The 24,194-nt window shown below is 35.1% G+C and carries 14 protein-coding genes; 9 read left to right on the forward strand and 5 right to left on the reverse strand.

From position 1 onward, the window contains the following. Positions 1–351 precede the first annotated feature (351 nt). The 5 genes from KZH69_RS02435 to KZH69_RS02455 all read left to right on the forward strand — a co-directional run bounded on the left by KZH69_RS02435 (position 352) and on the right by KZH69_RS02455 (position 9,356). Entirely contained in the window at positions 352–1,254 is a 903-nt protein-coding gene (locus KZH69_RS02435; protein WP_219315871.1) for a BRCT domain-containing protein, read from the forward strand. 98 nt (positions 1,255–1,352) lie between these two features. Further along, on the forward strand, positions 1,353–5,765 hold the full coding sequence (locus KZH69_RS02440; protein WP_219315872.1) for a PDDEXK-like endonuclease domain-containing protein: 4,413 nt from the start codon (positions 1,353–1,355) through the stop codon (positions 5,763–5,765). A gap of 431 nt (positions 5,766–6,196) precedes the next feature. Beyond that, positions 6,197–7,192 (forward strand): nucleoid-associated protein, encoded by a 996-nt coding sequence (locus KZH69_RS02445; RefSeq protein WP_219315873.1) that lies wholly within the window; start codon positions 6,197–6,199, stop codon positions 7,190–7,192. After that, the gene (locus tag KZH69_RS02450; protein WP_219315874.1) at positions 7,192–8,364 is read left to right on the forward strand and encodes a hypothetical protein; all 1,173 of its coding nucleotides are present in this window, start codon (positions 7,192–7,194) and stop codon (positions 8,362–8,364) included. The genes KZH69_RS02445 and KZH69_RS02450 overlap by 1 nt, the downstream gene beginning before the upstream one ends. Before the next feature lie 221 nt (positions 8,365–8,585). Beyond that, on the forward strand, positions 8,586–9,356 hold the full coding sequence (locus KZH69_RS02455) for a hypothetical protein (protein WP_219315875.1): 771 nt from the start codon (positions 8,586–8,588) through the stop codon (positions 9,354–9,356). A 351-nt stretch (positions 9,357–9,707) separates the two neighbouring features. On the opposite strand, the gene KZH69_RS02460 is transcribed toward KZH69_RS02455, so the two are convergent. After that, positions 9,708–10,073, reverse strand: coding sequence for a helix-turn-helix domain-containing protein (locus KZH69_RS02460; RefSeq protein ID WP_219315876.1), 366 nt, complete (start codon positions 10,071–10,073; stop codon positions 9,708–9,710). A gap of 589 nt (positions 10,074–10,662) precedes the next feature. Between KZH69_RS02460 and KZH69_RS02465 the strand changes: the two genes are divergently transcribed. From KZH69_RS02465 to KZH69_RS02475, 3 genes are read left to right on the forward strand one after another with little or no spacing between them, the layout of a single operon-like run. Continuing rightward, the gene (locus tag KZH69_RS02465; protein ID WP_219315877.1) at positions 10,663–13,692 is read left to right on the forward strand and encodes a SusC/RagA family TonB-linked outer membrane protein; all 3,030 of its coding nucleotides are present in this window, start codon (positions 10,663–10,665) and stop codon (positions 13,690–13,692) included. Positions 13,693–13,708: 16 nt separating this feature from the next. Further along, the gene (locus tag KZH69_RS02470) at positions 13,709–15,091 is read left to right on the forward strand and encodes a RagB/SusD family nutrient uptake outer membrane protein (RefSeq protein WP_219315878.1); all 1,383 of its coding nucleotides are present in this window, start codon (positions 13,709–13,711) and stop codon (positions 15,089–15,091) included. Beyond that, on the forward strand, positions 15,078–17,708 hold the full coding sequence (locus KZH69_RS02475) for an alpha/beta hydrolase family protein (RefSeq protein WP_219315879.1): 2,631 nt from the start codon (positions 15,078–15,080) through the stop codon (positions 17,706–17,708). Before KZH69_RS02470 ends, KZH69_RS02475 begins: the two co-directional genes overlap by 14 nt. Positions 17,709–17,786: 78 nt before the next feature. Here KZH69_RS02475 and KZH69_RS02480 read toward each other — a convergent pair whose 3' ends face one another. The 4 genes from KZH69_RS02480 to KZH69_RS02495 form a co-directional block, all read right to left on the reverse strand. Continuing rightward, a complete protein-coding gene (locus KZH69_RS02480) occupies positions 17,787–18,056 on the reverse strand; it encodes a DUF6520 family protein (protein ID WP_219315880.1) in 270 nt (89 codons plus the stop codon). 216 nt (positions 18,057–18,272) lie between these two features. After that, positions 18,273–19,787 (reverse strand): MauE/DoxX family redox-associated membrane protein, encoded by a 1,515-nt coding sequence (locus KZH69_RS02485; RefSeq protein ID WP_219315881.1) that lies wholly within the window; start codon positions 19,785–19,787, stop codon positions 18,273–18,275. Between the two features lie 385 nt (positions 19,788–20,172). Next, positions 20,173–21,093, reverse strand: a complete 921-nt coding sequence (locus KZH69_RS02490) for a helix-turn-helix domain-containing protein (RefSeq protein WP_219315882.1) — start codon at positions 21,091–21,093, stop codon at positions 20,173–20,175. A gap of 53 nt (positions 21,094–21,146) precedes the next feature. Continuing rightward, on the reverse strand, positions 21,147–21,530 hold the full coding sequence (locus KZH69_RS02495; protein WP_219315883.1) for a DUF7793 family protein: 384 nt from the start codon (positions 21,528–21,530) through the stop codon (positions 21,147–21,149). Positions 21,531–21,733: 203 nt separating this feature from the next. On the opposite strand from KZH69_RS02495, the gene KZH69_RS02500 reads away from it, so the two are divergent. Then, positions 21,734–24,166: an aminotransferase class I/II-fold pyridoxal phosphate-dependent enzyme gene (locus KZH69_RS02500; RefSeq protein ID WP_219315884.1), complete on the forward strand. Its 2,433-nt coding sequence runs from the start codon at positions 21,734–21,736 to the stop codon at positions 24,164–24,166. The last annotated feature ends 28 nt before the right edge of the window (positions 24,167–24,194 follow it).

The following is a 24,194-nucleotide window of genomic DNA, read 5'->3' on the forward strand; positions in this document are numbered from 1 at the left end:
GTATTTCTTTCCCAACTATCATTATAATACCTATCCCTCAAATACTCAGAAGCCTCTTCTGTCAAGTAAAGACCCACAAACCACATAATGATTACTCCTATTTATTATACCATTCTATCTGTCAAATATAGAACGTCTAATTATATAAAGTATAAAGGAAATCAAATACAACCGATTTGGCAAGTTATAATCATTAAGTAGTTAACTTTTGTAACAATTTAATAAACTTTCTCATGTTTTTTCGTAAAAACCACCTTTTTTAACTTAAATTGGCTAAGAAAAACAAATGCCACTCCCAGTTTTTTAAAGTTAGCTGCCAAGCTTAAATCTATAATTACTAATAACATATTTATGAAGAATATCGATCAAGAGATATTGAAGATTTATACTGCAAAATCGCAAGCAGATAAAGCAATTAGTTCCCTAAAAGGAATATTACTAGGTATTAGTTTAGATAAAGTTATAAATGAAAAAGAACTAAATGAACTCATGAAATGGGTTATTGCTCATGATAGTTTAATAAACCGAAATCCTTTTAATGAATTTATGACAGTCATTAAAGAGACAATCTCAAATAAGATACCTCCATCAGAAACGATCGAAGATTTATATTGGTTGTGTCAAAAATATGAAAGTGATAATTATTATTATAATGCAGTAACTACTGACCTCCAAACCCTACAAGGGCTTTGTTATGGCATTTTAGCCGATGGAATTATTAGCAACAAAGAAATATTTGATTTAAACAGTTGGTTGGAAGAAAATGAACATTTAAACACCTATTATCCGTACGATGAAATAAGAAGTTTAATAGTCTCAATACTTTCAGACAATAGAATTGATGAAGATGAAAGAATCGTTTTGAAAGCATACTTCAATCAATTCGTAAAATTGCAAGATATAGAAATACAAAAGCAAATAGACTCAGAAACCTCAGATGTAAACATTTCAGGACTTTGTACAAGTGAACCAAATGTCATTTTCACTGGAAAGACATTTTGCATCACAGGAGTACTAAAAAGAGGAAACAGAGAGACATTACAAAATGATATTCGCAAACTCGGTGGTATACCAACAGAAAGTATTAGTAAAAAGACCGATTATTTGATAGTAGGCGATAATGGAAATCCAGCATGGGCTTTTTCTTGCTATGGGCGAAAAGTTGAAAAAGCTTTAAACTTGAGAAAAGATGGCCATACAATCACATTAATCCACGAATTTGATTTTGCGGATATTGTGGATGACTTAATTTAATAAATACAATTGAGACATAATTACCTTGACGATTCAGTGAATGAGTCTCAACAGATATCAAAGAAAACACTATTTTTAAGGATAAAAACATTCATGATATGGCCGATTTAATATTTCTCAAAGCACTAAGAGACAAACTAAAAGGAGGAAATACAAAATCAATTCACCTCAATGTACTACCTGGACGGTTTGCTACAAGACTTGATTTCGCAAATTTGAATTATATAAAACCAGATTATGCGGAGTCTTTTTTAGAAGCTTTGTTAAAAAAGTCCTGCTTTGAATTTAAAATCACTTTTGATGATGTAAACTTGAATAGTATTTCTAGTGAGGAACAAAAGAAGTTTAGTCTACTTTCCAAAAGGCTTAATTCCCTGAATGTTGAAAACGATGACAACTACAAAGAACACGGAATAAAGACTTTCGGATTTGGATATCCTATTTTGATTAAACCTTCTAAGCAAGATCCAAAAAAAATCATAAAAGCACCTCTTTTTATCTGGCAGTTAGAGATGGTAAAAGCGACCGATAAAATAAATACATGGTCAATCCTTCGTAATAAAGTAAAAACGGAGACTGGTAAGATTGTCGATGAAGAAATCCACTCTGTAGGATTAAATGAAGTTCTACTTTCTTTTTTGAAAAATGATGAAGGAATTATTATTCCCCAAATCAATGAAGATTTACTTGAAGATGCCATTATTGATAAAAATGAACTTCTTGACGAGTGTTACAAAATATTAAAATCACTAAACTCAAATTCGCCGTCTAACTTAATTGAAGATCTGAAGCAAAAATTCAAAGAACCATTAGCCAATATACCAGAAGCTTTAACTATTGATTCTCGATCTAATAATCTGCCTTGGATTCATTTTGGAGGTGTTTTCGGTTTGTTTAGAACGCAAAAAGAAAGCATCATAACGGATATTGACAAGCTTATTGAGAAAGCTGATAATTTTCAATTTGATAATTTAAAAGTTCAACCTTTTAATGGCACTGCATATAGCGCAGTAGATACTGATCCTAGTCAACAAGAAATATTAAGCACTTTAGGATTTGAACCAAAAAAAATCATTCAAGGACCACCAGGAACAGGAAAAAGTCAGTCGTTAACAGCATTAATCACAAATGCATTAGCCAATAATTTAAAGTGCCTTGTTGTATGCGAAAAGAAAACAGCTCACGATGTTATTAAAAATAATCTACATCGAGAAAATGATCAATTAGGTGCGTTAGCTGCTGTAATTGAAGATATAAATAAAGACAGAGATATTATCGTTAATTCGGTTAGAGACAGAATAAGTAATCCACCTATTTTTTATGGTAACAGTCAGATCAACTATAATACAGTTAAAAAGGATATCGATACTGCCGTTGGGGAGCTTAATAATAGCCATAAAAAATTAGGTCAGAGCATCTATAAAGGAAAATCATGGACAGAAATTGTTGGAGAATTTTTGAAAAGAGAAAATAAAACAAATTATGAAGCCTTAACAAAGAAATTAGACTATAAGCAATTTGAGTTTACGGATAATGAGCTTAGTTCATATTTAGCAAAAATTAAAACTGCCAAAAAATTATTTTTTGACATTAAGGTATTTTCTCATCCTCTAGATATTTTAAATGATGAGCTTTTCGCAGAAGAGAATCCTAGAGGTATAAAAGTCAGGTTAGAAGATTTTACAGAATCAACATCGTTGCAATTAATTGATATTGAGTCAAATTTAAAAAGTGACACGAAAGAATACCTTTTATGGCTTGATAAATATTATTCGGATATTGAAAATCAATCGTCAGCTAATTTAGAAGCTTTAGAAAATGATCTGAATAATTATTCGATTTGGTTAGATACGCACTATTCAGAATATTATAATGAGTTATTAAATCTTATATCAGATTTCAAAACATTCACTATTGTAAATCATCAGAAATTTGGGGAGTTTTTTTTTAAGAATGATGGTTTAACTAAATTTACAATTAATGCATTGAGTTTGTTTTCTGATAAATATAAAGAATTAAAAGTTCAAAGAGAATTAATTTTCCACGGTATCACAAAAATCAGAATACATCATGAAAAATATGATTATATAAATCATACTTATATTTCAGTTGATGAACCACACACTACATTAAGAGTTTTATTAGATAATGTAGAGGAATTGAACTTAGCATTTGAAAAATGGAAAAAAAAGTTAGAGAATATCAAAACCAAACTTATTCAGCAATTTAATTCGAAAAATACACATCCATTATATTCTAATATTTCTGTGATAGCGGAAATCGAAAGAATACATGAAAGATTTGTTTCAGATTTGGCTGATGATAAATATTTAGATATTTCTAAAGAAGATTTAAAAACTCATCATCTAAAAATTTCTACTTTAAAAAAACTTCAGAAGCGATTTTCTGAAATTGATAAATTTAAGGATAATCATATCGAGAACTTTTCTCTCGTATCAAAGCATCAAAGTTATAATCCGGAAATGTTAACTAAAAATGAAAATTCATTTACGGACATTATTAATAAGGTTAAAAATGAGAAAATCATTGTAGAAGAGTTTAACAATGCTAAAAATCATAGCAAGAAATTATCAGAGATAAAAAAGATTATTTCTACAATCAATAAAATATCAGAAAATCTAGATGCGTTCAGAGAATATTACGATTGGAAAAATTTCATTTTACCTTTAACTCCTGTAGAAAAAAGAACTATTGAGTTGCTTATTGAAATTGATTCCGACGATTGGGAAGTAACCTTTGAAGCATGGTACTATTTTTGGCTTTTATCAATCAATGAGCATAGGGATTTACCAAAGAATGACGATAAAATTTTAGAGTTATTTGAACTAAAGAAAGATTTAAAAAAAAATCAAATTCAAAATATAGTCGAAAGTTGGTCGACAAAACAATTAGCTTCTACAAAGAGACTACAACAATTTTCAGGAATAAATCCAATCAGTCTATTTAACAAAAGAGGAGCCGCAGGACATAAGAGAAATTCCTTGCGTAAAATAATCAATACTGATTTTGCCTTATTTACAGATTTTTTTCCAGTTGTAATGGTTTCGCCTACTGTTTGCAGTTCGATTATACCATTGAATGAAGCTTTATTTGACATTGTAATTTTCGATGAAGCCAGCCAGTTACGAATTGAAGATACCTATCCAGCTTTGATAAGAGGTAAGATTAAAATCATTTCTGGTGACAGTCAACAGATGCCACCAACGAATTTCTTTCAAGGAGGAAATGCACTTCTCAATCCAAATGAAGATGATTATGAAGAAGAATCTACTCCGCAAGACACTGATAACAATATTAGGAAGGTTAACAATTCATACGAACTGGCAGATAGCGAATCACTTTTAGTATATGCCGAAAACAGTAACTACAAGCAATCGTATTTGAAAATTCATTATAGATCGCAACACCCAAGCTTAATTGATTTTTCAAATCATGCTTTTTATGGCAAAAGATTGATTCCCATGCCTGCAAAAAAAGAGTATAAGCCAATAGAATTCATTGAAGTGAATGGAATTTATGAAGATTCTGTAAATCGAGAGGAAGCAAAAAGCGTTGTAGATATTCTTTTGCATAAAATTGAGAAATCAGAAAACGGCAAATATCCGTCAATAGGTGTAGCTACTTTTAATTTGTATCAAAGAAATTTAATATTAGAAGAAATTTCTATAGCAAGACAATCCAAACCTGAATATGATAGAAAAATTGCTGATTTAGGTTCAGATTTTTTTGTGAAAAATTTAGAAAACATTCAAGGGGATGAAAGAGATATAATTATAATATCAACTACTTTCGGAAAGAAAAGTGATGGAAATTTTAGACAAAATTTTGGACCTATAGTTCAAGGAAAAGGATATAAACTCTTAAATGTAATTGTTACTAGGGCTAAGCAAAAAGTATATGTATGCTGTTCTATACCATTAGATAATATAAACCAATATCCGTCTTTATTACAACAATTTAAAAATACAGGTCGTGGCGTTTTGTATTCTTATTTGGCTTATGCCAAAGCCGTAAGTGATGGAAATAATGAAATCAAAGATTCCATATTGAACCAGCTTTATGAGAATTGTGAATCGAAATCTTATGATGTCGAAGATACTTATGGTTCTGAATCACCTTTTGAAGAGGAGGTATATTATCGTTTAGCTCAAAGAATTGGTGAAGATAGAATTCAGCAACAATATCCGATTGGAGGTTTTAGAATAGATATGATCATAAAATCCAAGTTAACTGGAAAACCGGTCATTGCTCTGGAATGTGATGGCGCAAAATACCATAGCAGTAACGAAGCCTATGCGTGGGATATGTTTAGACAATCACAGCTGGAAAACCAAGGTTTTATCTTTTATCGAATCTGGTCTACAAACTGGTGGAATTCGATTGAGAGAGAGTTGGATAAAGTGGTTAGTTTTATTAGCCAGTTTGATATCATTGAAAACAAAATACCAGAAGATTTATTTGCTTCAAACTATATAGATGAAAAGGACTAAATAATAATAATAATAATAATAATAATAATAATAAAGCATTTTACTTCTCAGTGCTTGACATGGTTACGACTAATTTAGACATAAGATACCGAGAACTCTCATAGTTTAAATACATACTAAAACCACTATCTCGCTAAGCCAGCTTTTAAAAATAGTTTTATTTGTATTTCTCACTATTTTCTTCTCAATATTTGTTAAATTCTTTTAGTATTTCAAAATAATTAGAAATAGAATTTGTGAAATTTAAAACAGTATATTTTATTAATTTAAAACAGACTATGCTTTTTTTAAATCTTAGAAAATACAATTAAAATAAAACGTATAACTTGGAAAAAACACTCCATAAGTTTGAAATAGAAACTATACTTTCAGGGAAATAAACCATTATTAATAAAAAGATATTCCAAACAATAATTATAAGAGACCTTAAAATGGAAATAAAAAAAATTGTATTACATCATATCGATAAAGAATTAAAAGGGAAAGCTTCTCTAACTTGTTCTAAGAAACTAATTACTGTAAATGATACAGTAACAGAGTTTGTAGAGAAACTTATTAAAATCTACGGATCCAAAAACCCATCACAAGGAACTTTTGAAGATGATATTGCAAATTTCCCATTTCAGACCAAAGCTGAAAATTATTTAAAGGATCAAGATTTTTTAAAATTAACCATTGAATCAATGGATATTTTAAAATCGAAAATTGATATAAATACAACAACTGGTGGCTATGTAGTTTTTGTTCATTACGAGCATAATCAAGTTGATTTTTTAATTACTGCTATGATGGATAGATCCGTTCATTACACTAATACCGATGATCTTGGAATAAAGAAATTAATGGCTCTTGATATTGAAAAAATGGCTAGAGCAAATAGATTAAATTTTGATAAATGGAAAAAAAAGGAAGGAAGGTATTTGACTTTTATAAAAGGAACTAGAGATGTTTCGCAATATTTCATCAAGTTCATTGGTGCAAGTGATATTTCATCTGCAAAAGAGAATTTTGATAAACTAAAAGATGCGGTCAAGAAATACTCGGTTGCCAACAAATTGCCTTTAGCAAAACAAAGCAAAATAAGAGAAAGCATCTCTGAATATGTAGAAAAGTGCTTTACACAGAAAAGAGATGTGGAAATCGAATCAATTGCTGCAATCATTGACAGTGAAGAACCAACAGCCTTTCTAGGTTTTATAGAAGATAATGATATCGAAATTAGTGGAAAAATTGGTGTTCATGCTAAATCGGATTACTATTCTTTTACTAGAAGTAGTGTGAAAGAAGATGGTTATCATCTAGTTTTTGAAAAGGAACTTATCAAAAAAGGGAAGATAACTAGGGAAGGCACAAACATCATAATTCACAATGTTCCAACGGAAAAATTGAATACTATGTTTGATGGAACACTTGAAAACAAAATCTAATGAATATGCTATTAGATTGCACTATTATTTTAATACAAAAACTGCAAAACAAAACTTACGAAACTGGCTATATCTGTGGTAATTTTATTTTGAGTCTAGAAGAAATCCCACTAATTTTAGAACTAAATAATTATAATCTGATTGAAGTACTTACAACTTGCAATAATATCATTGATCTTGAAAATCTACATAACTATTCAGAAAAAGAACTAAAATTCGAAATTAAAACTGGGGACATTCCTAATTACTTTGAAACTGCAAATGATTTTGTTGATGGTAATAAATTTGAATGTGTTCTTGATGATTTTTATATTGCAGATATCAATTATAGAGAGAATGTTAGTCAGAATATCAGCATAGAGAATTACAAACAAAACCTTAAGTTAATAGCTTTTTTGAAAACTTTGTCTGATAATGAAAAGAAAAAAGATAATGCTTTAGAATTATTATTTTACAAATCAGGAAAAGGAACAGATTTAAAAATTGAATATAACTTCGACGAACTATTTGAATTTAATACTAGTAGTATTGAATCCCTTAAAAAACAATTACAGGAAGTAATAGCTGGAGAAGATAAAAAACAACTTTTTATAAATGAATTGATCAACTTCATTGGAACGAGTGGTAAATCTTATCTTGTTTTAGTAAAAAAATGGGATCTTCTAATCTTAAACTATGATAAAAGTTATTCACTTTTTATTGCGGGTTTCTCGTTTGAAAAAATAAAGACATCTTCAAACGAGCACTTTCAAAAACTAGTTGATAAAATTTCTGAATCAATTGGCAAAGCTTCTACTTATATTTTTGGAGTGCCCGTTGGTTACATTTTACTGCTTAATGGATTCGATTTCACTGGACTTCAAATAGGAAAAAATTTTACATTATTTATTCTTGGAACCATTTTCTTTATATTAATATGGAATGTTTTATTTAAAAACATAGATGAATCTATTGAAAATATTGAATTGGAAATAAACGATTTTTTTGAAAAAATTGACAATGTAACTGTATTAACTGATATTAAAAATAAATTACAATCTTTAAAGACAACTGACCTGTTAAAACAAAGAAATAAACTTAGACTTGTTAAAATTTTATCAGCTATTATTTATCTAATTCTCATAGTGATAACTTTTTTTACTTTTTTAAATATAAGTGTATTTTATATTTAATATCGTTCTAATTAAAACAACGCATATCGATCGAAACAATGAAGAGGCAAATAATGTAGAAATTATTATTTGTTAATTTCACACAGAACACAAATTAAATCAAATGAATGAACTTATAGAAATATATAAAAACTTTAAAAAATCACCTCTAAAGAGTTTAAAAAACAATCTGAATTTAATAATCATTCTACCTGCTTTATTGGGAGGTATGTGGCAATTAGTTGAACTTTCAAGAATTTCGTTTTTCATTTATAAGATTTTTTTCAGTAAGTCAAATTGTACCTGATGGATTACTAATATTATTATTTTTAATAATATTTACAATTTCTGTTTTTATTCTATTTTATTTTTGGAGGAAACTTGATTCCGATGAAGAAGTTGAAAATAATGTTGCTTTAAAAAAAGGGAATGCTTTTCTTGCCATTTTATTTTTTTTATTGTTTTTTGGCTGTATTTTTTTAGTTATTTATTCTAATAATTATTTCATAAAAAACATAGAAAGTATCGTAAGTTTATTTTTGTACTTGCCTTCAAACATAGTAATTACACTCTTTTCTTTTGCCTTTTTAGGTTATTCCTCATTATATTGTAAAGATATTGAAATACTATATCATTTAAAAAAGGTTGCTTCAACTATAAGTATTGTCTTTCTAATAGTTCAGGGTACAATGCTAATCTCATTTATGATTCAATTCCACAATGTTTTCTTATTACCAGCTGAATTAAAAAACGTAGATAATTTAATTTGCAAAGCTGAAAAAGTAGAACACTCAACAAATTTTGAAATACTTTATTCAAATGATAAATATATATTTGTTAAATGTCATAAATTCGTAAAGGACAGAAATGGTAAACCTAAACAAAGTGAAATAAGAATTTTTAGATTTGAAGATTTACTAGATAATACTGCATGTATCGGAAACAGAAGAATAAGAGAACAGTTTGTAAAGGATTCAATAAGAGACTCTAAAATTCCTATGATAGAAGATTAAAGAAATGGATTTGTGTCTAATTTTTTTGACAAAAAAAGTATAAGGCTAATAATCATACTGCACCTACTCAACATCTTTCATTATTTCTTGTGTCTACTCTTCCAACTATCATTATAATGATATTTTTTCCTAAATTTATAAATCTTCTCTCTTAGGTAAAGTCCAACAAACCACATAACAACGACTCCTATTATTTCATACCATTCCATATCTCAAATATAGAACGCATTAAGACTTACTTTTTTATCATAAAGTCAGTTGCTCCCGAATTGACAACTTTTAATCCCGAATTGACAAGTATTTCGTTATAAAACAAGAAAAAAGATGCCTAAGCATCTTTTTTCTTCTAAATTATTTAGCTAGTAAATTATATTTTGTTACAATGGTTTTCTTCAGAAAACTGTAGTAATCCTTCTTTTCTTGAGTCAGTTTGACTTCAAACTTAAAAGATTCTTCAACAATTGACAACAATTCGTCCTTATTCCTTAAAACAAATAGATTGCAAAAATCAATATTTAATTGTTTACTTATGGAAAACACTTTATCCCATGCACTTATATTTTCAAATCGTTCCACTCTTCCAATCATTGTTGAATTATAATCCAATAGTACAGCAAGATCAGTCTGAGATAGCCCCTCTTTTAATCTAGCCAATCTAAGTATACATCCTATTTGAATGTTTAATAATTCTATCTCTAATTCATTATCCTTTTCCATAAAGTAAAATTTGAGAAAAAAGCTTAATTTATTCGATACAAATTTGTATCGAATAAATTATTTACTATATTTGTCAAAATAATTATATCTAAAAATGTAATTTTGCGACTCTTCAAATAAAACATTGAAGCATTCGCTTTGAATCTCGTATCAGAAAACTGGTAATTTTATAGGAACGAGAAGATAAGTACGATGCTCACGTCCCATGGCGTGGGCTCACTTATTGTTCCCCGGTATACCAGTACCTCTGATATGATAAGCTGAGTTCCATGCCATTTTTTATGCCTATTATTTAGGTATAACTCAACTTCAATTCTTAGCACTGTTTCTTTTTTAAGTATCGCAATTCCATAATTTATAATGAATTAATTGGGAATAGCACTGCCACCGTCTGGCTGCAACAGGCAACGGCAGTATGCTTTCCTATTTAAAAACCTTTTAAATAATTGCCGATGAATTAAAAAAACACAAGAACGGTTGTGCCTTAGCGTTTTCGCAGCACTACAAAAAAGGCCCTCTAAACGCCGGCAAGCTATACTAGAGGACCAAAGCCAATAAAACTATTAATTAAATTAACTAACCCAATATTATGAAAATTATTTCATTATACAAAGGCTTGGGAGTACTTTGGTACACTCTTATTTTAAGTCTCTGTCTCAGCTGCACTGCATCCTTTGCCAATACTACCTTAAAGTACAAGCGATCCATATCCCATCAATTTCAAATAAGCGGCAAAGTCACCAATGGTACAATCCCACTTTCAGGGGTCAGCATCACCTCAAGAAAACAGCGTGGTACGGCTGTCACAGACTTCGATGGGAGATTTACCATCACTGCATCACCAGATGACATTCTTGTATTTACGTATATGGGGTATAAAACCGTTACCATTGATGTTGCGGGTCGTTCAACAATCAACATCAGTCTGCAGGAAAACGCAACCAAACTCCAAGAAGTCAAAATCAATGCGGGCTATTATTCCGTAAAAAATAGCGAACGCACGGGAAGTATTTCTAAAATTACTGCCAAAGACTTAGAGAAACAACCCGTTACCAATGTATTGGCTACTATGCAGGGCAGAATGGCGGGAGTCAATATTACCCAAACCACGGGTATGCCAGGAGGAGGTTTCAACATTGAAATCCGGGGACAAAACAGCCTGCGGCTCGATGGCAATAATCCCTTATACATCATAGACGGAGTTCCGTATTCTTCCCAGGATATCGGCAGCACCTATACTTCGGGCAACATACCCGGTCAAAACAGTCCATTAAACAGCATCAATCCCAATGATGTTGCCAGCATCGAGGTTTTAAAGGATGCAGATGCCACAGCAATCTACGGTTCCCGCGGTGCCAATGGCGTGGTACTGATCACCACCAAAAAAGGAAAAGAAGGCAAAACCGCATTTACCACCAACTACTCCAGCGGACTCGGACAGGTAGCCCACTTTATGAACGTGATGAAGACTCCTGAATATTTGACCATGCGTCGAGAAGCCTTTGCCAATGATGGAGTTACCGAGTATCCCGCCGATGCCTATGATGTAAACGGAACTTGGGATCAAAACCGCTCCACCAATTGGCAAAAAGAACTCATAGGGGGAACGGCAAGCTACACCAATATACAGTCCTCGCTTTCGGGGGGATCCCCACTCACACAATTTCTGTTAAGCGGAAATTACAGCAAAGAAACAACCGTATTCCCGGGTGATTTTGATTATATCAAAGGCAACGGTCACTTCAATCTAAATCACGAATCGGACAATAAGAAATTTAAGATCAATTTTACAGCTGGCTACACTATCCAACGCAACAACTTACCCTCGATAGACTTTACCCGTGACGCGATTACTCTTGTGCCCAATGCACCCACTCTTTATGATGAAATGGGTAACCTCAATTGGGAAAACAACACCTTTGATAATCCTCTTGCCCAATTGGAAGGAACAATTAAGGGACAGACACAGGATCTGATTGCCAACCTACTGCTTGCTTACGACTTGGGTGCGGGATTTACGGCTAAGACCAGCTTTGGCTATACCGACTTGCGTCAAAGCCAAAATAATGTACAGCCTTCCACAATCTATAACCCAGCCTATGGATTGGGCAGCGAAGTATCGGCACTATTCTCCAATACCATCCATCGGGATTCATGGATTGTAGAACCACAACTCAATTGGAACCATACTTATGGAAAAGGAAAAATAGAGGCTTTGGCAGGAACCACTTTTCAGCAACAAAACAGTGACCAACTGGTAAGCGCTGGCGAAGGCTTCGCCAGTAACAGTCTGATTGAAAATCCAGCTTCTGCCGCCCACTACCTTATTCTGAACAGTGATGAATCAGTGTACAAATACCAAGCCTTTTTTGGGCGGATCAATTACAACTGGGACTCAAAATATATAGTAAACATCACCGGACGTAGGGACGGATCGAGCCGATTCGGACCGGGCAGACAGTATGCCAACTTTGGAGCGGTTGGAGCTGCATGGTTATTTTCAAAGGAAACATTCATACAGGACAATCTTGGTTTCTTAAGCTTTGGAAAAATACGCGGCAGTTACGGCAGCAGTGGTAACGACCAGATAGGGGATTACCAATACTTGGATACCTACGGCACTTCGGGAAATACCTATCAAGGGATAGGCGGACTGCAGCCCACAAGGCTTTTTAATCCCAATTTTGGTTGGGAAACCAATAAAAAACTAGAAATCGCTTTGGAAACCGGATTTTGGAGCGACCGTATATTTACAACCGTGGCTTGGTACCGCAATCGCTCTTCGAGCCAACTGGTGGGGATACCATTGCCCGGAACAACCGGTTTTTCGGAACTGCAAGCCAATTTAGATGCCGAGGTGCAGAACAGCGGTTTCGAATTTAGCCTACGAACCACAAATTTCCAATCAAAAGACTTCAGCTGGACCACTAATTTCAATCTGACTTGTGCACAAAATGAGTTACTTTCCTTTCCCGGACTTGAAGGGTCAACCTATAAAAACCAATATGTAATTGGTCAACCCATCAATATCGTAAAGGTCTATCACTATACAGGACTCAATCCCACTACAGGAGTTTATCAATTTGAGGATTTTAACGGTGACGGTAAACTTTCGGCGGCAGACGACAAAAAAACAATAAAGAGCCTTAGTCCCAAATATTACGGCGGTTTTCAAAACCAACTCCGCTACGGTCAAGTCCAACTGGATTTCTTGTTTCAGTTTGTAAAACAGGAGAATTTCAATGAAAATTACAGGATGGGAATGCCTGGAACGATGATCAACCAACCGGAGGGAGTTATAGATCACTGGCAAAACGTTGGCGATTTGGGACCATACCAATCGTACAGCAATAGCAATTCCCAAAAAAGAGCCGGAAACATTCGCTATAGCCAAAGTGATGCCGCCATAGGCGATGCCTCCTATATCCGTTTAAAAAATGTTTCTCTTTCTTTTGACCTCCCGCAAAACTGGACGAAGAAATTCTTGTGCAAGCTTAGCCTGCAAGGCCAAAACCTGCTGACGATAAGCCACTATAAAGGAATGGATCCTGAGTTTATATCGACGGGATACCTGCCTCCGCTTCGGGTAGTCACCAGCAGTTTACAAGTTACTTTTTAACCTTAAAAATAACCTTATGAAAAATAGTAAATTGATATTTATAGCATGGAATATGCTGTTATTCTTAACAGTCGGATGCGATAGTTTTACCGAGGTGGACTTACCCTCCTCCCAATTAACAGCCAAAGACGTATTTGAAGACAAAACCACGGCCAATGCCGCTATGGTCGACATTTATACCAAAATCCGCGATCACGGACTACTTACCGGTTATCCTTCGGGGATTTCGAGTGAACTGGGGCTTTATGCCGATGAACTGATGTTTTATGGAATCTCTGGTAGCGGTCAATCCAATTTTTATACCAATTCACTATTGGCTTCCGACACCGAAATAGCCGAATTATGGAACAGCAGCTACAACCAGATTTACGCTGCCAATGCCGTTATTGAAGGGGTCGCTATATCGAAGGCATTGGCGACAGACGATAAAAACCAATTAACGGGAGAAGCATTGTTTACACGGGCACTAATCCATTTTTATCTCGTGAATGCTTTCGGCGACATTCCCTATATGTTAACGACCGATTATCAGCAAAACAAAGTGGCGCATCGTCTGCCCGAGAATGAAGTATACTCACAAATCAAGGCAGATCTGGAGCAGGCAAGCGCATTGTTGCCCGAAGAATATATAGGACAGGAACGAGTACGTCCAAACAAATGGGCTGCACAGGCGCTATTGGCAAGAGTGTATCTCTATAAACAGCAATGGGATGAAGCTTCGAATGCGGCCTCGAGGGTCTTGAACCAAACTGGGCTGTATGTTTGGCCTTCGGATATTGGAACCGTATTTGGTAAAGGAAGCCAGTCTACAATATGGCAATTGATGCCTGCTATAGAAGGAGCCAACACCTATGAAGCAGGAACATTTATTTTTGTCGAAGGCCCACCTCCCTCAGTGGCGATTAGCGATCAGCTCATTGCTGCCTTTAGTGATGTAGACCTTCGCAAAACGAACTGGATCAAAGCCGTGACCAACAACACCGATATATGGTATCATGCCTACAAATACAAAGAAGCATCCAATACGGGAACTTCGATGGAATACTCCATTGTCTTGAGAATGGCAGAGCAATATCTCATCAGAGCGGAAGCCCGTGCCCATCAGGGCGATCTTATTGGCGCAAAAGAAGATTTGAATAAAACCCGAAATCTGGCGGGTCTGCCTGATTCGGGAGCTGCTACCGCAGCTGATATTATTACCGAAGTATTGCAGGAACGCCGTCTGGAATTCTTCACGGAATTTGGAAACCGCTTTTTCGACTTGAAAAGAACGGGTGGACTCGATGCGGCATTATCGCCTATTAAACCACAATGGGAGTCAACAGACCGGCTGTTACCCCTTCCCGAATCGGAACTCTTACTTAACCCTAATCTCGCTCCACAAAATGCAAATTATTAAAAAAAATAGATATTGGAGGTCTCAACGGTTTGTTATCGGTTTTGCCGGTTTCATGTTTTGGTTAGTTACTTGCCCCTCCTGGGGGCAGGGTAACCAAAAACGACCGCTTACCAAAGACGACTATGCGCTCTGGGGCAAATTCGTGGCAAGAAAAATATCCAATGAGGGCAATTGGGCCAGTTATTTAGTGTGGTACGAATCCAAAAAGGACACTTTGTTTGTAAAAAACACCAAAAACAAAACGGCTTATCCTTTCCCTTATGCCAAAGACGGCATCTTTAATGGTGAATCACACTTTGGTTGTATCGCTAGAGATACATTACTATTGCAAAACTTAACGACAGGCACGTTTACAAAAACAGCTGGTGTTACTGATTTTGCCTTTTCAGGTAATGAAAAATACCTGTTACTGCTGAAAAAGCAGGCCAACCAAAAACAAAGTCTCGTTGTTCAGGATAGGGATGGAAAGGCAGTGGTAGAAATTCCAAACGTAAGCAAGTGGCGTTTGGAACCCAATCGCAACGGTCTGCTGTATTGTGTGGATTCAGCAGACCAAAATGCAATCGGCTTTTTAAAACTGGGATTAAAAATCAAAAAAAATACTATTATATCAGGAAGTAATGGGGCATTTCAAAATTTGAACTGGAAAGGCAATACCATTGTCTTTATCCAAAATTTATCTGATGATCCGCAGCTTTTCAGTTATAGTATTGACACCAAAAAGCTGAATCATTTTGATGCCAATACTCAGCCAAGCTTTCCCGCAGATATGAAAATCTCTGATGCAATCGGCAACACGTTGACGGTATCGGATGATGGTGACCGCATCTTTTTCTGGCTTAAGGAAAACCAGGATAGACTTCGCCCTATTGACCCCGCCACTGTACAGGTGTGGAATGCTGCCGACAAACTGGTCTTTGCCCATAAGAAGAATTTTGGGCAGTATACCCTGATGGATAAAATGGCCGTATGGTCTGTGAAAAGCAACCGTTTTATCCAGATTTCTGACAGGGAAATTCCAAAGGGGTTCCTGAGTGGGGATTACAAACATGCCTTTATTTATGATCCTATTGCCTATGAGCCCCAGAACAGTTTCGATGGTGAATATGATCTGTATCTAGTTGATTTGACAACCGTTATAAGAAAACGGATACTCGAAAAATATTCTGGTGACAACTCAACGGTTCCATCCTCCGACGGAAAATTCCTGCTCTACGCCAAAGAAGGAAACTGGTGGATGTATGACATCGAAAAAGACACACATACCAATATCACCAAAACAATACCGGTATCTTTTTTTCGACAGGATCAAGATATGCCCATACAACCGGCTCCCTACGGAGTGGCGGGATGGACAGAGAAAGACAAAAGTGTAATTCTGTACGACCAATATGATCTGTGGCAAATCACTGCCGATGCCACCATCAAAAAACGACTGACAAATGGCAGGGAAATACAAAGAACGTATCGCATTAAGGATCTGATCCCGGAATCTCTTTATCAAAGTGATGAAATTGATACTAAAAAGCCACCGTTACAGCTCAATAACGAATTTGTTTTGAGTGCTATAGACCAGAACTCACGGGCATCGGGATTCTGCAAATGGAATCTGAAAAATGGGGTAACTTCGATGGTTTGGGAACAAAAGAAAGTGAATCAGATTATCAAGGCATCCAACAATGACAGGTATCTGTACGTGGAGCAAAGTTATGAAGTAGCGCCAAGACTTATGCTTTACGACACAGCACCACAGGAAATCGTACAATCCAATCCCCAACAGTCTCATTTTTATTGGGGCAAGGCGGAGCCGATACGGTATAACGTGAACGGCAAGGAATTGTCGGGCATACTTTATTATCCGGCGGAATATCAAAGTGGAGTAAAATATCCTATGATAGTGCATGTCTATCAACGACAGTTCCAGCACTTAAATGATTACGAGAACCCCAGTTCTTATGTGGGTGATGGTTTTAATATCACCAATTTTACCACCCAGGGCTATTTCGTTTTATATCCGGACTTAGTCTTAGAGACGGCCAATGTGGGCAAGTCCGCAACTGTCTGTGTTTTGTCTGCCGTGGATGCTGTCATTGCTAAAGGTTTTGTCGATCCTCAAAAAGTGGGACTCATTGGACATTCCTTTGGCGGCTATGAAACGGATTTAATCATTACGCAGACCGACCGCTTTGCCACTGCTGTTGCAGGTGCCGCATGGACAGATCTTACAAGTGCTTATCTTTATGTGGGTACCACTTTTTACAGACCCGATTTTTACCGTGCGGAGCATGACCAGTTGCGCATCGGCAAATCACTTTTTGAAGATAGGGAAAGTTATTTGAAAAACTCTCCTGTTTTACAGGCACCAAATGTAAAGACCCCCTTGCTGGGATGGACAGGCGAAGAGGACCGCCACATCCATTATCTTCAAAGCATGGAATTTTATATGGCTTTGAGACGGCTTAACAAAACACATACCTTACTGGTGTATCCCGAAGAAGAACACACTCTGTGGAAGCGGAAAAATCAAAAAGACCTTACTTCGAAGGTAGAGCAATGGTTTAATTATTATCTTAAAAATGATCAACCTCAAAGTTGGATGAAATCCGAATTCTACTAAAAAATATCGTAGATTATTCTAAATAAAAGATGCCGCCCAATTACTTGTGGCGGCATCCCGATTTATGCGAAACTTTAATTACTGTTGATTCCTTTGTAGAGGAATTAAACAAGTTGAAATCGGTTTAGCATAAAGCTGGGCTCCGTCGGGAGCCGTACAGGAAAAATTTCCGGAATTGGAACATTCCTGTACCGCTTGACAAGGATTGGCACCAGAAACATGTTTCCAGCCCATGACAGGAGCCACATCCTTAGCACCTTCATTCATTGCATTGGTACTCATAGCACCAGCCAATCCCAGTGCAACCACTGCCATTGGCATTACGAAATTAAAAAATTTAGTTTTCATAATAATAAAATTAAAAGTTATGATCTACTCTTTTTTACAGGTTTTCGATCTGATCCCTGCTATTTGGCCAATAGATTGTTAATACTGTCATTATAATACAGTAGAATTTATATTCCCCTCCTCTGGAGGGGCACCCGTAGGGTGGGGTGGTTTTTTACTCAAAATCATAGCGAAGCAAAATCAGTAAAAACTTGGTGTGTTTTGCTGGCAGCCATATTATCTTTTATAATTGGAGGTAACCCTTTCATCCAAACTGTAACTGATGATATGATTCCCAATCAGTGCATATAACTTATTATTGTTTACTGTAAAACCCCTTACTTTTTTGCCATCAACATCGTAGATGCAAAAACTAAATAAATAACTGTTGCCGATAACATCATAAACATCGATGATACTCGACTTTTTCCACAGAGCATCCTGTTCATATTTCCCCGGAATTGCAGAATTCACAAACAACAAGTTGGAATAGATCGCACTACTCTTATTAACGAATAAAGGAGGTTTTGAAAACTTTCTCTCATGATGGTTTTTAACTTTTACGATGCTTAGTTTGGCACGGGTTATAGTATCGATTGTATTGCCCCTGTCATCAATTTTCAAATGCCTATCTACAACAGTGAATTGATTCCGATACGCATAGAGATAAATAATCCTTTTCAAACCCACGCTATAAAGTAGTTGGCCATCGGTGTCGAATACACCGTCAAATTGCTTTTGCAAAATTTCTGGGTTTAATTCTGTTTTTGCAGTATCCGTTAGATTAATAATCCCCATAATGCTCTCCCCATTTAGGGAACTATGGGTGCGCACCGCAATTGCAGCTGAATCTATTGCTTGGGCAGTTGAAAAATACTCTCCTCCTTTCTTTAGTAGTTGCGCTTTCCAGTCTTTAATATCACCTCTATAGACACATGGTATCCGACCATCCAACACGAAAAAATAAGGAGTTTGCACTATAACTTTTACTGCCTGAAAAGGAAGGTCTTTGCGGTCAAGGTGAATAAGCCGTTTTTCCATTTGGCGTAATTTAGTATCCAATACTGTAATCAATAAAGGAGCGGTAGCATTGCCAAGGTATATTTTATCATTGCCAACACCAGCTATGTAATATGAATTCAGTTTAAGATCAACGTCAGAGATTGTGTGAAGAGGCGTATGCGGAAAGCGTCTTGTTAATTTATTATGATAATGTACAATATTCTCAGACATTAGAAATAATCCAATCACTAGAGTAATACTGAAAAATGGGATACTGAAAAACAAAGTCAAAATTCTTTTTGATTGCGTCTTACCTGTTGTAAATACAGTATTGGAAAAATGGAACACTAAAGCTAGTATAGCCAGTACAACAAAAACAGCATTAAAAATTAGATGTTGCGTCCAGTTTAGTTTTTCAAGAACACCTCCACAGGAACACGGCACAAAGGAGGTATAATGAAGCACTGTAAAAATGTAAGCCGTAAACAGCACCATTAAACCATACGATGCGAATAAGCCAATAATCCGCAACCTTGGAATGATCAGGAACACACAAATTACAAGTTCAACAACTGGGACCAGAAAAGAAACCCAGCCTGCAAAAGCACTTAATAATGGTGATTGTCCAAGTTGTATACGGAAATTCTCAAAGTCAAGTAATTTACTGACCCCTGCATAAACAAAAAGTAAAAGATAGAGCAAACAAATAAACTCTAAAATCATGGTTTGTATTTTGATATTCAATCTCATAGCTTCATAGATTTTAATTCCACAAAGCAAAATTCCGAAACTCAAAACCAAAACACTTGTCATTTTGGGAGTAAAACTTGTCCAAAACGGATTATAATTAGAGTAGTCATTTCTCTCGCCCTTAAAGTTGCACACCAAAAAACCACGGTAAGGTGAACGCAGACCATAGGGAGCAATCCTAAACGAGTGCTCTTCATCCCTCTTCTATTCCCCCTTTAGGGGGTTAGGGGGCTCCGATGATTTTTGGTTTAAAATATGGTAGGCTTGATTTTTGTTTCTTTTGCATCAAGGCAAATCGAAGATTCAGCGAACACCACTTATAATAAAAATTAAGTGAGCTACAAGAAAAAGCCTCTTCAAATAAAATTACTAGCCATTCGAATATTTAATCTTCCGGTAGTGTAGTAAAATCAGCTTCATTGCTCTTCAGTTCATAGGGTGAGAGTCCAAAGCGCCTTTTAAAGGATTTTGAAAAATTGGGATAATTGTTAAAACCATTCATGACCAAAATATTTTTTAAAGGAATCCCAGTATGTTGAATCATGAAATAAGCTCTTTTCAAGCGTTCGTCATTGTAAAATTGATAAATACTACTCTTAAAAAAATGACGAAACCCATCTTTCAATTTATGTTCATTAGTCCCAAATTGCCGTGAAAGTAATTTTAGTGAAGGAAGTGGCTCTTCAAGATGGGCCAAGATATAATCATAGAGTTTCTGAATCAAAAACGCATCTTCTTTTCGATTTTTGACTTGTTTATTGCATTCGTTCTCATACGCCATAGGATTATAAGACTCCTGAGGAGCAGGGATGGCAAGGCTTACTATAATTTCCGTGCAATTAATTAATTTCCCAACACTACAGGAAACAGAAATAGGTAAATGCTCCTTAGTGGTAAAATCCAATCGAACGATTGCTGGCAAGCTAACACCGCCATGGAGCACCTCCTGCAGTTGCTCCACAGAAGCAGCAGTAAGAATATTGGCCATGGGCTGATCTATTAAATCTGATTCTGAATAACCTAAAAAGGAAACAATCTCAGGACTAAAACTATTGATGAAAAAATCGGCATCCAAAACAAAATTGGTTTGGGTGTTGAGTTGCTGCGTATTGTGGGTATTGATATAACCAACATGAAAAATCGATTCTTTTATCTCTTCGGCAACCATATTAATCAAAATTGCGAGTGTTTCCAATTCGTCATCATAAGGACTTAAAGGAATATGGCTGTTAAAATTTCCCCTTGCCATCTCAAACAGCATTTGATGTACGGTAACAATACGTTCTTGATTATTCGGTTTTTCCATGGCAACTCCAATGTTATCTTTTTTCTATATTCTATTTTCTTTATTTCTTTCTTCTAAATAAACTGTCTCAAATAAACCAACGCATCTTCTTCTTTGGTGAAAATTTGCGTTGGCACGGTGGGTTTATTAATCTCTAAATAAAAAGCGCTAATCGTTATGGATGCTTTCTCTTGAACGATAAGCCCCACGGCTTTGGTCAATATGGATCCGGATTGAGCCAAATAATCTCTTCCGGCTTTCTCAGTTGAAATAACACCTCGAATATCGCACAAAACAGGAAAAGCCACCTTGTTCTGAAAATGAATTCTATCGGTTACAACACACTGGGCGAGCTTCAGGTCAATAATAGTATTGGGTTTATATTTAAAAAAGAGAATACCGTCGGCAATCCAAAAATGGGCGTAGCTATTCTCATAAAAATCATGGGCTGCAATCATGTTTTATGTAATTAAAGGATTATAATTTAACAAAATTAGAAACATTTATAAATAAAGCAGTTGTCAATTTGGGATTATTTGTTGCAATTTGACGTATTTGTTGTCTATTCGGGAGTTTGACTTGTCAATTCGGGAATATTAGTAATTAGATGAAATAACTTTCATTTTTTATAATGACTTTTAAACCCTAAAACAACTAATAAATGGCAAAAATCAAGCACAATAATTTTATCGATACTGTGGATGAAGTTTTTTCGAATGCAAAGAAAGAAGGCATATTACACTTATATGCGGAAGATAAAATTTTAACGGGTAGGACAATCCAAATCAAGGGAAAAGAAATGTTTCATTTCGGAACAACTGGTTATCTGGGTCTCGAACAAGACATTCGGTTAAAAGAGGCAGCAATAGCGGCCATATATAATTATGGTACGCAATTCCCACTTTCAAAATCATACATTTCACATCCATTATACAGTGAACTGGAAATTAAAATCGAAAAAATGTACGGTATCCCACCCATTATAACCAAGAACAGTACGCTGGGACATTTAGCCATTATCCCAACATTAATCAGAGATGAAGATGCCGTAATAATGGATCATCAGGTACATTGGAGCGTTCAAAATGCTTGTCAACTTTTAAAACTGAGAGGAATTCCGGTAGAAATGATCAGACACAGTAATTTGGAAATGTTAGAAGATAAAATCAGACAGCTAACGACCAAATGCGACAAAATTTGGTATATGGCTGATGGGGTATATTCCATGTTTGGGGATTATGCACCCATCCCGGAATTATTGGCCTTAACTCAAAAATATACACAATTAAACCTTTATTTTGATGATGTTCATGGTATGAGTTGGAAAGGCAAAAACGGAACTGGTTTTGTTTTTGACGCTATCAAAGAACTACCCGAAAATTGCATTGTGTTGAGCACCCTAAGCAAAACCTTTGGAGCCAGTGGTGCAACAATATTTTGCAAGAATCAAAAATTGAGGGATAAAATTAAAACTTTTGGTGGTCCATTAACTTTTTCCGCTCAGTTAGAACCTGCATCTGTAGCGGCTGCGATTGCATCTGCAAACATCCATTTATCTCCTGAAATAGAGTTGAAACAAAAAGACTTGGCTGATAAAATTGCCTACTTCAACCATTTGCTGTCGCAAGGAAACCTTCCAATAATTTCAAAAAACGATTCGCCAGTTTTCTTTTTGGGAATGGGTACCCCTTTAACTGCTTATAACTTTATGAAACGTTTATTCAAGGAAGGTTTTTTTCTGAATTTGGGGATTTATCCTGCAGTACCAATCAAGAATACGGGCATTAGAATAACGCTATCCAGTCACAATCAACAACAGGACATTACAGCCTTGGCCGAAGCGATGGAATACCATTTTCCTAAAGCTTTGGAAGAAACAAATAATAGCGAAAACAAAATCAGACAAGCTTTTGGAATAGAAAGCGGAAAAGCAGAAAAGATTTCAGAATCAAAAGAGCAAGAACTTTATATCGAAGAAAAAAATACCATTCACGATATCGAAAAATCAGAATGGAATCGATATATGGGGAAACAAAATGTTTTCGATTGGGATGGACTGGTTTATTTAGAAAAAACATTCAGCCAGCATCCTGACCCGACAAACCATTGGGATTTTTACTATTACACTATAAAAGATAATGAAGGCAGCATAATACTAATGACCTTTTTTACCTATGGACTTTGGAAAGACGACATGCTGGCAACTGAGTCTGTCTCTATTCATTTGGAAGAAATAAGAAAAGCCAACCCTTTATACCTCACTTCAAAAGTATTGAGTATGGGTTCTCTATTTTCAGAAGGAAAACACTGCTTTATCAATCAAAAACATCCTTTGGCAGAAAAAGCAATGAAACTATTACTGGACAAACTAGAAGAAAAATACAATGCCTTAAATGCTGATATGCTAGTGTTAAGGGATTTTGAAAAAGACAATAGTTACAACAAAACAATACTGGATCAGGGGTATTTCAAAATAGATATGCCGGAATCCTGTGTAATTCAAAATCAAAGTTGGGACACCTACGAAGAGTTTACAAAAACATTGTCACTCCGTTCCGCTAAACATTTCAATAAAGAGATAGAACCTTATGAGAAATGCTATGATATTGCAATAAAAGATAAATTAAGCAAATCAGAAATAGCAAGAGCTTACCAACTCTACAACAATGTAAAAGAGAATAATTACGCTATTAATACCTTCCGATATTCCCACGAAGTTTTCGAAAATATGAATGAAAGTCCCAACTGGGAATTCATAGTATTAGCATTGAAAGCAGATGTCGAAAATCCATTTGTTGGCATTATGTTTTGTTACAAAAACAACAATCATACTTATGTTCCAGAATTAATAGGGATGGATTATAAATGGGCAAAAGAATACGAACTCTACAGGCAATTGTTGTTTCAAACCATAAAAAGAGCTAATGCGCTGCAGTTTCAAAAAATAGATTTTGGGATGTCTGCCTCCTTTGAAAAAAGAAAATTAGGAGCTCAAATAATTCCAAAAGTGGCCTACATCCAGGCAAGAGACAATTTTTCAATGGAATTAATGGGTACCCTTCAAAACGAACATAAAACACGGACTGGAAATTAATCCCAACCAAAATATTAATCAATCCACT

The organism is Flavobacterium taihuense (genome assembly GCF_019351435.1).
Taxonomy (GTDB): domain Bacteria; phylum Bacteroidota; class Bacteroidia; order Flavobacteriales; family Flavobacteriaceae; genus Flavobacterium; species Flavobacterium taihuense.